Below are 10595 nucleotides of genomic sequence, written 5' to 3' on the forward strand. Positions count from 1 at the left end.
CGTGGAGGTACGGCCATCGAAAGCCAGAAGAACGGCGAGTCGCCCGGCGTGTCGACGCCCGGGGCGCAGTCCGGAGCAGCCCAGGCCGACCGGTCCGGCGCGGCCGCGATCCGCTCGGTGCTGCGCATCCGGCCGTTCCGTCGGCTCTGGATCGTGCTCGGCGCGGCCTCCTTCGGTGACTGGCTCGGCCTGCTCGCCACCTCCGTCTTCGCCGCCGCCCAGGTCTCCGGCAGCACCGCCAAGGGTGCCGCCTTCGGGACGCTGATCGCGGTCCGGCTGCTGCCGGCGCTGATCCTCGGGCCGGTGGCCGGCGTGCTCGCCGACCGCTTCGACCGGCGCTGGACGATGGTCATCTGCGACCTGCTGCGCTTCGTGCTCTTCGCCTCGATCCCGCTGCTCGCCCTCACCGGGGCCAGCGGTGCCGTGGTGGTCACCTGGGCGGCGGTCGCCACCTTCCTGATCGAGACCATCACCCTGCTCTGGATCCCGGCCAAGGAGGCCGCGGTCCCCAACCTGATCCCGCGCGCCCGGCTGGAGAGCGCCAACCAGCTCACGCTGATCACCACGTACGGGCTGACCCCGGTGGCCGCCGCCATCGCCCTGGCGGTGCTCGACCGCAGCGTCCGCGCGGCGACCGGCGGCGAGATGCCGGGCTGGGCCGAGCCCGCCCAGCTCGCCCTCTGGTTCAACTCCTTCTCCCGGCTGGCCACCGCGCTGGTGGTGGCCTTCGGCATCAAGGAGATCAGCCAGGCGCAGGCCGGCGAGCGGGAACGCACCGAGCAGAGCATGATGCGCCAGTTCACCGAGGGCTGGAAGTTCATCAAGCAGACCCCGCTGGTACGCGGCCTGGTGCTGGGCATCTTCGGCGCGTTCGCCGGCGGCGGCATCGTGATCGGCACGGCCAAGTTCTTCGCCGCCTCGCTCGGCGCCGGCGACGCCGCCTTCTACATGCTCTTCGGGGCGATCTTCATCGGCCTGGCCCTCGGCATCGGGCTCGGCCCGATGATCGTGCGGGACATGTCCCGCCGCCGCTGGTTCGGCATGAGCATCGTGCTGGCCAGCGCGTCCGTGCTGGTGCTCGCCTTCGCCATCCACCTGTCGATGGCCATGCTCGGCGCGATCCTGGTCGGCGCCGGGGCGGGGATGGCCTTCCTCGCCGGCACCACGCTGCTCGGCGGCGAGGTCGCCGACGAGGTACGCGGTCGGGTCTTCGCGGTGGTGCAGATCGGCACCCGGCTGGTGCTGATCCTGGCCATCGCGCTGAGCAGCCTCCTGGTCGGCGTCGGCGGCTCCCGCAAGCTCACCATCGCCGACCTCGGCGTCTCCGTCTCCTCCACCCGACTGCTGCTGCTCGCGGCCGGTGCCGCCGGCATCTTCGCCGGGATCAGCGCGTTCGGGCAGATGGACGACAAGAAGGGCGTGCCGGTCCTCGCCGACCTCTGGGGTTCGATCCGGGGTCGCCCGCTGATGCCCGCCGAGCCGTTCGTCTCCTCCGGCCTCTTCGTGGTCTTCGAGGGCGGCGAGGGCGCCGGCAAGTCCACCCAGCTCGACACGCTCGCCGAGCGACTGCGCGGGCAGGGCCGGGACGTGGTGGTCACCCGCGAGCCGGGCGCCACCGGGGTGGGCGAGCGGATCCGGTCGCTGGTGCTCGACAACGCCGGCGCCGAGGCACCCTCGCCGCGCGCCGAGGCGCTGCTCTACGCCGCCGACCGGGCGCACCACGTCGCCACCGTGGTCCGTCCGGCGCTGGTCCGGGGCGCGGTGGTGATCAGCGACCGGTACGTCGACTCCTCCCTGGCCTACCAGGGCGCCGGCCGTACGCTGCCGGTCGAGGAGGTCTCCTGGCTCTCCTCGTGGGCCACCGGCGGGCTCAAGCCCGACCTGGTGGTGCTGCTCGACGTCGACCCGCGCACCGGCCTGTCCCGGGTGGAGTCCCGCAACCAGGGCACCGACCGGCTGGAGGCCGAGTCGCTCGCCTTCCACGAGCGGGTCCGGTACGCCTTCCTCGACCTCGCCGCCAACGACCCGAAGCGCTACCTGGTGCTGGACGCCGCCCGGCCGGCCGAGGAGATCGCCGCCCTGGTCGCCCGCCGGGTCGAGGAGTTCCTGGTGGACCCGGCCGCCATCGTGCACCCGCGCCCCGCCCACGGGCCGGACACCTCGGTGCAGCCCGAGTTATCCGACGCGGAGCTGGTGACGATGGAGCACCGGACCTGATGCCGGACGTCTTCGCCGACCTGGTCGGCCAGGACGAGGCGGTCGCCACCCTGCGCCACGCCGCCGCGGCGGCCGCCGCCGTGCTGCGCGCCGCCCACCCGGCCGCCGTCGGGTCGGGACAGGCCGAGGTCGAGGGACAGCCGGGGGTCGACCCGGGTGCGGGGATGACCCACGCCTGGATCTTCACCGGCCCGCCCGGCTCCGGCCGGTCGGTGGCCGCGCGCGCCTTCGCCGCCGCGTTGCAGTGCAAGTACGGCACCGGCTGCGGCGAGTGCCCCGGCTGCCACACCACGATGACCGGCACCCACGCCGACGTTCGCCTGGTGGTGCCCGAGGGGCTCTCCATCGGGGTCGGCGAGATGCGCGCGCTGGTGCTCCGGGCGGCCAGCACCCCGTCCGGCGGGCGCTGGCAGATCGTGATCATCGAGGACGCCGACCGGCTCACCGAGGCCGCCGGCAACGCCCTGCTCAAGGCGATCGAGGAGCCGCCGCCGCGGACCGTCTTCCTGCTCTGCGCCCCGTCCACCCACCCGGACGACGTGTCGGTGACCATCCGGTCGCGCTGCCGGGTCGTACCGCTGCGGCAGCCGCCGGCCGCCGCGGTGGCCGAGGTGCTGGTGCGCCGGGACGGCATCGCGCCCGACGTGGCGCAGTGGGCGGCGGCGGCCGCGCAGGGGCACGTCGGGCGGGCCCGGCGGCTGGCCCGCGACCCCGAGGCGCGGCAGCGCCGGGACGCGGTGCTGGCGGTGCCCCGCCGGCTGACCGGCGTCGGTGCCGCGCTCGACGCGGCGTCGGCCCTGATCGAGGCGGCCGAGGCGGAGGCCGAGGCGTCCGTGGCCGAGGCCGACGCGGCCGAACGGGCGGCGTTGCAGACCGCGCTCGGCGCGGGCGGCACCGGCCGGGGCGCGGCCGGCGCCATGCGCGGCGCCGCCGGGCAGCTCAAGGACCTGGAGAAGCGGCAGAAGTCCCGGGCCACCCGCGCCCAGCGGGACGCGCTGGACCGGGCCCTGGTCGACCTGGCCGGCTTCTACCGGGACGCGCTCACCATGGCGCTGCGCGCCCCGGTGGCCCCGGTGCACACCGACACCGCCGCGATGGCCGAGGCCGGCGCGCAGAAGTGGGACGCCGAGGGCGCGCTGCGGCGGTTGGAGGCCGTGCTGGAGTGCCGGGCGGCGATCGAGGCGAACGTCAAGCCCCGGATCGCGGTCGAGGCGATGATGCTCACCCTCTGGAAGGGATAGTTTCCGCTGTCCACAGGCATCGACAGGTGTCGCGGGCGTGCGGTACGGTCCGGTGTGCCGTGGTGACGGTGAGGGCACGCAGGGTGATGGTCGGCCGGGGGGAGAACCGATGCCGCGCGAGATCGACGAGGCGTGGATCGAGGAGGCGGTGCGGCGTTACCGCCGGATCGAGTCCCTCCAGGCCGAGTTCGACCAGGCGGTCGACACCGTCGAGGTCACCGTCCGCTCGCCGGACGGGCTGGTCGAGGTGGTGGTGACCGCCGGCGGCCGGATCACCGACGTCCGCTTTCTCGGGCCGCTGCACTCCCGCCACCCGCGCGACGTCGCCGGCTCGGTGCAGGCCGCCGTCACCGCCGCGGCGGACGCCGCGCAGTGGGCCCGGGAGAAGCTGCACAACGAGACCTTCGCGGCGTACCGGCCGCTGGCAGGGGCCTGAGATGGACGCGCTGCGCGCCCTCGCCGCCCGCCTGGAGGAGGCGAGCGACACGCTGGCCGTGCTCGCCCGCACGGTGACCGCCACCGACCCGGCCCACCCGGCGTTCGGCGCGGACGCTCCGGGCCGCCCCGGCGAGGTCGGCCGGGCGCTGCACCGGCAGTGGACCGCCGCCACCGGCGACCGGGCCCGGGAGGCGGGGGCGGCCGCCGCCCGGCTCGCCGCCGCGGCCGCCGCCGTCCGCAGCGCCGCCGACCGCTACGCCGGCACCGACGACACCGCCGGCCGGCGGCTGTTCGGGGAACGCTGATGGACGCCCTGGACCGGCTCGCCGAGCCCGGCCTGGAGCTGCTGCGCCGGGTCGACCACCTGCTCGCCGCCGGCGCTCCCGAGGGCCACCGGCTCTGGCCGCTGCTGCGCCGGATGCAGGTGCTGCCCGGCGACGCGCTGCACGCCTTCCTCGACCTGCACCCGGCGCCGCTGACGACCGCCGGGCACGCGGTGCGCCGGCTGGTCCGGGGGTACGACGACGCGTGCGCCGCCCTCACCGATCCGGGCCTGTGGTCCGGCCCGGCCGCCGCCGCGTACGACGAGGCCCGCTCGGCGCTGCTGCGCCACCTCGACGAGGGGCCGGAGAGCCTGGTCGGGCGGATCGAGTCGACCGCCGGGTACGCCGACGCGCTCGCCCACTGGGTGGAGGGCAGCCGGCTGGCGGTGGCCCGGGTCCTCGCCGAGGTGCTCGGCTCCACCGAGGCGGTACGCGTCCTCGCCGCGACCGCGCCCGGCGGGGACGGCGCCAGCGGCACCGGCGCGGCGGCCGAGATCGCCACCCGGGTGCTCGCGGTGCTCGGGGTGGCGTACGACGGGGCGGAGACGCTGCTGCGCCAGTGGACGCCGAGCCTGGCCGAGTCGACCTGGCGGGCGTCGACCGGCGGCCCGGTCCGCTACGACAGCACCACCCGGGTGGGTCGCTGACCGGGTGGTCCACGGCGCCGCGCGCGGCGCCCGGCCTGGACCGGGGCCCGGCGGCGGCGCCGTGGCCATTCCCTGCACCCCCCGCAGGTCTGCCTCCACTCAACGCCTCCACCCGGGCGTTTGTCCCGCCCCGGGGCCCGATTCAGCCGTCCGGGCGAGGGGCAAGGGAACGAGTCGACGATCGTGGATGACTGCACGGGGTAACCACGCGGCGACGGGTGGCCGGGCCGGCGCCGGTCGTCCGTCGTAGGGTGGACCGCATGGGCATGCTCTGCGCGGTCAGCTTCAACCGGTACGGGCGCCTCTACTATCTCGACCCGGGCGAGCTGCGGCCGCAGGTCGGCGACCGGGTGCTGGTCCCGACCGACGACGGGCCCGAGGTGGCCGAGTGCGTCTGGGCGGCGCAGTGGGTGTCGGAGGAGACCGACGGCTTCCCGAAGCTGGCCGGGCTGGCGCAGGAGGAGGACCTGCGCCGCGACGAGCTGCTGCGCCGGCGCAAGGCCGAGGCGAAGGTGGCCGCCAAGCGGCTGATCCGGGAGCACGGGCTGCCGATGAAGGTCGTCGCCGTGGACCACGTCCTGGGCGAGGGCGATGCCGGCGGCGACCGGACCACCGTCTACTTCACCGCCCCGCACCGGGTGGATTTCCGCTCCCTGGTCCGCGACCTGGGCGCGACCCTGCAATGCCGGGTCGAGTTGCGGCAGCTCTCCGCCCGGGACTCGGCGCGGGTGCAGGGCGGCATCGGCTCCTGCGGTCGCGACCTGTGCTGCGCGACCTTCCTCAACGACTTCGAGCCGGTGACCATCCGGATGGCGAAGGACCAGGACCTGCCGCTCAACCCGCTGCGGATCTCCGGCGCCTGCGGCCGGCTGATGTGTTGCTTGAAGTACGAACATCCGCTGTACCAAAAATTCCAGGAGTCCGCCCCGCCGATCGGCAGCCGGGTCACCACGCCCGAGGGCGACGGCAAGGTGGTCGGCCACAGCGTCCCCCGGGACGCGGTCACGGTACGGCTGGACGCCGACGGCTCCCGCTGCTCCTGCTCCCGCGCCTCGGTCTGCGCCCCCCGCCAGGCCCACGACCAGCACTACTCGGCCTGACCACCCTCCCCGCGCCCGCCCTGCGCCCGGCGGGCCTCGGCCGTTGATCAAGAAGTTTGCGTCTGCCGGAGCCCGGATCGGGACGCAAACTTCTTGATCGACGCCGTCAGTCGAGGGTGACCGGGGGTTCGGCCAGGCGGGGGGTGAGGGTGGTCTTCGGGGTGAGCCAGGAGGCGGTGGGGGACTGGTCGGGGTTCAACTGCCAGTCCCGGGACACCCGGTCGACCGCGATCGGGTAGATGGTCAGCGACCCGTCGGGGTCGATCCGCATCCGCAGGAACGACTTGGAGTCCTCGATGCCCTGGCCGGCGAAGAGCTCGTTGACGTTCACCCCGAACGCCCCCGCCACCAGCAGGTACGCCGCCACCACCTGGCTGGACACCAGACCGATCACCGGGCCGTAGACGACCGCCGCCGCGGCCGCCGGCAGCGGCCAGGGCCAGTCGTAGAAGGGCAGCGCCAGCCAGGCCCAGGTGCCGGCGGCGGCGAGCCCCACCTGCGCCAGACCGTGGCTCACCCCGAGGATCCAGTGCCGGACGTGCCGTTTCCCGCCGGCGCTCGGTGGCTTGGCGAATAGGGCCGCCCCGAGCAGCGTCACGCCCAGCATGATCACCAATGGGACGCTGAACAGCCGCTGCTCGGTGCTGTCCGTCCGGTTCGCCGTCACCCCGGCCATGGCCAGCATGAGCAGCGTGTGCAGGGCCCCGAGCAGGGTGGTGAAACCCGGGTTGCGGAACGGCAGCCGGGGGAAGATCCCCCAGCCGTACCGCCGGGAACGGGCCGCGTCCGGGTAGCGGGCGACCAGGTCGTACGGGCGGGTGGCGCTGGCCCGGCGGGACAGGGTGTCCTTCGGCGGCACCTCGATCCGCTCCGGGAGCTTGTGCGTCGGGTACAGGTACGCCCCGCCGCCCCCGCAGGTGATGAGCTGCCGCTCCGGGCCGGCGTACCGGGCGTAGTGGTGCAGGTCGCCGGAGATGAGCAGCCGCACGTGCGCGCCGGTGGGGGCGAGGATCGTCCGGATGAAGTAGTCGATCGAGTCGTACGCGGTGGGGTGGTCGACGGACTTGACCCAGGTCGGCGCCGGCACCGCCAGGATGACCATGCTCTGTGGGCCCAGCCGCCGGGCCACCTCGTCGAAGTAGGCCAGCTGCGGGTCGTCCAGGTACGACCCGGACTGGTCGTCGAGGCCCAGCAGCCACCAGTCGGCCGGCAGCTCCACCGCGAAGTACGAACGGGACTGCCCGGTGCCCCAGCCGCCGAAATGCCGGTCCCGGGAGCGGACGAACAGGCGCAGGAAGGCGGTCAGGCCGTCGTACCAGTCGTGGTTGCCAGGCACGGCGAAGAGCGTCGGCCGCTCGGGCGGCGCCACCGGCAGCGCGGCCTGGTACGGCCCCTTGCACCGGTCCTCGTACGCCTCGTACGCCGCCGACGGGTAGACCTGGTCGCCCCCCATCACCAGGGTTTGGGCGCGGGGCAGCCGGTGCCCGTCCACCTCCAACTCCCGCTGCGCGAGCAGGTACGCCACCGAGTAGGTGGCGTTGAAGCCGTCGCCCAGGTCGGCCACGTAGTCCAGCCAGAGCCCGCCGTCCGGCCCGACCTGGCGCGCGATCTTCGAATCCAGCGCGTTCTGCAGCTCACGCTTGTCCAGGTACGCCCCGAAGAGCATCGCCAGCAGCGTCCGGATGCCGGTGCTGATCAGCAAAAACGGCGCCAGCCAGGGCACCGGCTTACGCGGGGTGAAACCCAGCTCCACCGGGTCGAGGCTGAGCGGCCGGCGGGCCGCCCGCTCGCCGGGGGCGTGCTCGGCGGGAACGTCGGACCCGGACGTGGGGTGATCGTCGGTCACCCGCCGGAGCGTAGCGCCGACCGGCCGCTACCGCTGTCCGGCGAACGACCGATCGCGTCCGATGTCCGGGTTCCCGGGTGGGGGAACCCCCTCGGCCGGTGGGCCGGCGGTGCCGTACACTTGACGATCGTTGCCGCCTTAGCTCAGTCGGCTAGAGCGACGCACTCGTAATGCGTAGGTCGACGGTTCGATTCCGTCAGGCGGCTCGGTACAGAAGCCCAGGTCAACGGCCTGGGCTTCGCCGTTTCCCAAGGTCGATCACGTCGCCGCTGGCGGGTCGAGTCCTTGAATAGTCCTTGTCCCGCTCGGCGAACGCCTCGTCCAGCCGGTTGGCGACGGCGTCCAGGTCGTCACCGAACAGCCCCGCGTATACGTCCAATGTCATCGACGCCGAGGCGTGCCCGAGCATCCGCTGCACCGCCTTGACGTTCGCGCCGGCTGCCACGGCCAGACTCGCCGCCGTGTGCCGCAGGTCGTGAGGCGTGAGCCCGGCCAGCCCCACCGAGGCCGCCGCCGGCCCGAAGACCCGCGTCCGGAAGTTCGTGTTGCGCAGCGGCCCGCCGTTCGGGGCGGTGAACACCAGCTCGTCGCGGCGCTTTCCGGCGACATGCGCGGCCAGCTCGTCGACGAGGAACCGCGGAATCGGCACGGACCGGCGCTGGTGGTTCTTCGGCGTGCCCTCCACCAGCTCCCCGCCAACCTCCGCGAACGCCACGGCCACCGTCACCCGACGCCGCAGCAGATCCAGCCGCGACACCCGCAGCGCGGATGCCTCACCCCACCGCAGCCCGGTGTAAGCCAGGAACCGCACCAGCAGCCCGTACCGCCGCACGCCTCCGCGAGCCTCGCCACCTGGTCGTGGTCAAGGCGGCCCGCAAGCGGGCCGCGCCGGCCCGGCCCCGGCCTGCTGGCGACCTTCGGCCGGCATCGGCCGGGCCGGCCGGCCACGCTGAGGGACGACAAGGACCAGAAGACCTCGGGGCTCCGCCCCGAACCCCGACCCTCCTCGGAGATCAGCTGGCGTGGATCTCCTCGCCGGGCACCACAAGGGCTACCAGCCTCCCTGGACGGTCTGCCGACTGCCCGACGAGGAGATCCACGCCTCCGCGATCGGCCTGCTTAGAGGTCGCGCATGTCACTCCGCCAGGTGCTTGTAGCGTGGACCGTAACGAAGCAGCGCTGTCCCGCCTGCTGGTCCGCAACCGAACCACTCGTCACCGGCAGCGGGCCACGGACCCTCGCGACGGAGATCCGCCAGCACAACCTCCGGATCCTCCGCGACGTGGCCCAATCGGGGGTAACGTCCGGCGGTAGGAACAGCGGCGGCAGTAGCCGCTCCCGCTCCTCGATCACAGGGGCGTTGATCCGGTCTTGGTGACTGATGGCCGGCGGGAGCCCGGGTGGCCCGGGGCCAGGACCAAAGGGTTCCCGCCGTCGGGACAAAACACCGCAGACAGGACAGGCAAGGAGTGGGTACGATGGACGTCAATCTTGAGGTGGTCACGATCCCGGTGTCGGATGTCGACAGGGCGCTGGAGTTCTACCGGGATCGCCTGGGCTGGCGACTGGACGCAGACATCAAGGTCAGCGACGACGTCCGCATCGTGCAACTGACCCCGACTGGTGACGGCCATACGTCCATCGCGTTCGGCAAAGGCCTGCCGATAGCCGCTCCACCGGGGTCGATGCGGCACCTAGAGCTAGTGACCTCCGACGTCGTGGCCACACGGGAGGAGCTGGCCCAGCGGGGCGTCGACGTCACCGAGGTCTACCACGGCCCCGGCGGCGCTTTCTGGCCCGAGGCGCGCCAACCCGGCCCCGACCCCGAACGTAATAGCTACAACTCGTTCGCCTCATTCCAGGACCCGGACGGAAACGGCTGGACGCTGCAGGAGGTCACTACCCGCATGCCGGGTCGCGAGGCCCGTTCGTGACATTACAAGCCTCGTCGTTGCTACACCACCTACCGCCTGCCTCCTGAGACGGGCCATCCACGGGCCACAAGCCGATGTCATCGGGGGCTACGTGAGGCCGCCTACGGCCGAGGCGAGCAGGAGAAGCGGCGCCACGTCGAAGCGATATTGTGCGATTCCCAAGCTGACAGTGCGGGTTCGATTCCCGTCACCCGCTCCGGCGTGAAGGCCCTGGCCAGGACACGAGTCCGAGTCAGGGCCTTCGATGTTCCGTAGCCAAGGACCAGGCCGCGTGCCATTGGCGTGCCATTAGCCTCGGTCATCCCTGGTGCCTTCCCGGTCCGCTGACCGCTTCTTGCCCTTCTTGGCGCCCGACTTCTTGCCCGGCTTGTCCTTGTTCTTGCCCTCGCCGCCGGCAGACTTCTTGGACGTCTTCCGGTCCGCGCGTAGCACCTCGTGCAGCGCGGTGGGTGAGTGGCTGAGGTGGGATGCCATCCCGCCCGCCACCGACCCAGGCAAGCCGAGCAGGCCAGGGCCAGGGTGTGTGGGTCGGCGGCATCAGTGAGGATGGTGAGGTGGGTCGCCGAGCTGGTCTGACTCACCGGCAGACCGACGGTTGCTGTCCTCATCCCGATTCGTCGGCCCGCTCGGTGGCCCCGACAGCTGCATGTCACCGGTCAGGCGTCGTGACCTGATAGGAGCCTGTGCGAGAGGCGCCCACCACTGTGTTGTCCGCATCGCCTGACCGGTGACGTGTCCACGGATCTCGACGCAGACGAGAAGGGCGGACCTCGGGACTGCCCCGGGTTCGGTTGACTCGCGGGGTTGAGTGGTTCAAGCCGCGTGTGCGGGCCTGTTGATTGTCTCAAA

The 10595-nt window shown here is 73.0% G+C and carries 10 protein-coding genes and 1 tRNA gene; 8 read left to right on the forward strand and 3 right to left on the reverse strand.

Annotated features, from left to right (window positions below):
- The first annotated feature begins 117 nt into the window (after window positions 1-117).
- The 6 genes from tmk (at window position 118) to ACTMTB_RS04520 (ending at window position 5966) form a co-directional block, all read left to right on the forward strand.
- A complete protein-coding gene (tmk, locus tag ACTMTB_RS04495; RefSeq protein ID WP_441142657.1) occupies window positions 118-2217 on the forward strand; it encodes a dTMP kinase in 2100 nt (699 codons plus the stop codon).
- A complete protein-coding gene (locus tag ACTMTB_RS04500) occupies window positions 2217-3458 on the forward strand; it encodes a DNA polymerase III subunit delta' (RefSeq protein WP_441142573.1) in 1242 nt (413 codons plus the stop codon). The genes tmk and ACTMTB_RS04500 overlap by 1 nt, the downstream gene beginning before the upstream one ends.
- A 109-nt stretch (window positions 3459-3567) precedes the next feature.
- Window positions 3568-3894 carry a YbaB/EbfC family nucleoid-associated protein gene (locus tag ACTMTB_RS04505; protein ID WP_154940248.1) on the forward strand — a complete coding sequence of 109 codons (327 nt, stop codon included), beginning with the start codon at window positions 3568-3570 and terminating at the stop codon, window positions 3892-3894.
- Between the two features lies 1 nt (window position 3895).
- Complete coding sequence (locus ACTMTB_RS04510) at window positions 3896-4201, forward strand: hypothetical protein (RefSeq protein WP_357922958.1); 306 nt, start codon at window positions 3896-3898, stop codon at window positions 4199-4201.
- Entirely contained in the window at window positions 4201-4866 is a 666-nt protein-coding gene (locus ACTMTB_RS04515; protein WP_441142576.1) for a hypothetical protein, read from the forward strand. The genes ACTMTB_RS04510 and ACTMTB_RS04515 overlap by 1 nt, the downstream gene beginning before the upstream one ends.
- 260 nt (window positions 4867-5126) lie before the next feature.
- Window positions 5127-5966, forward strand: coding sequence for a PSP1 domain-containing protein (locus ACTMTB_RS04520; protein ID WP_441142578.1), 840 nt, complete (start codon window positions 5127-5129; stop codon window positions 5964-5966).
- A 106-nt stretch (window positions 5967-6072) separates the two neighbouring features.
- Here ACTMTB_RS04520 and ACTMTB_RS04525 read toward each other — a convergent pair whose 3' ends face one another.
- Window positions 6073-7812: a metallophosphoesterase family protein gene (locus ACTMTB_RS04525; protein ID WP_441142580.1), complete on the reverse strand. Its 1740-nt coding sequence runs from the start codon at window positions 7810-7812 to the stop codon at window positions 6073-6075.
- A gap of 132 nt (window positions 7813-7944) precedes the next feature.
- Between ACTMTB_RS04525 and ACTMTB_RS04530 the strand changes: the two genes are divergently transcribed.
- A tRNA-Thr gene (locus tag ACTMTB_RS04530) sits at window positions 7945-8018 on the forward strand.
- 17 nt (window positions 8019-8035) lie between these two features.
- On the opposite strand, the gene ACTMTB_RS04535 is transcribed toward ACTMTB_RS04530, so the two are convergent.
- Window positions 8036-8623: a tyrosine-type recombinase/integrase gene (locus tag ACTMTB_RS04535; protein WP_441142582.1), complete on the reverse strand. Its 588-nt coding sequence runs from the start codon at window positions 8621-8623 to the stop codon at window positions 8036-8038.
- Window positions 8624-9290: 667 nt separating this feature from the next.
- On the opposite strand from ACTMTB_RS04535, the gene ACTMTB_RS04540 reads away from it, so the two are divergent.
- Complete coding sequence (locus ACTMTB_RS04540) at window positions 9291-9746, forward strand: VOC family protein (protein WP_441142584.1); 456 nt, start codon at window positions 9291-9293, stop codon at window positions 9744-9746.
- A 288-nt stretch (window positions 9747-10034) separates the two neighbouring features.
- Here the strand turns inward: ACTMTB_RS04540 and ACTMTB_RS04545 are convergent, their stop codons facing one another.
- A complete protein-coding gene (locus tag ACTMTB_RS04545; protein WP_441142586.1) occupies window positions 10035-10220 on the reverse strand; it encodes a hypothetical protein in 186 nt (61 codons plus the stop codon).
- Window positions 10221-10595: the final 375 nt, after the last annotated feature.

Source organism: Micromonospora sp. L32, assembly GCF_052068055.1.
Classification (GTDB): Bacteria; Actinomycetota; Actinomycetes; order Mycobacteriales; family Micromonosporaceae; genus Micromonospora; species Micromonospora purpureochromogenes.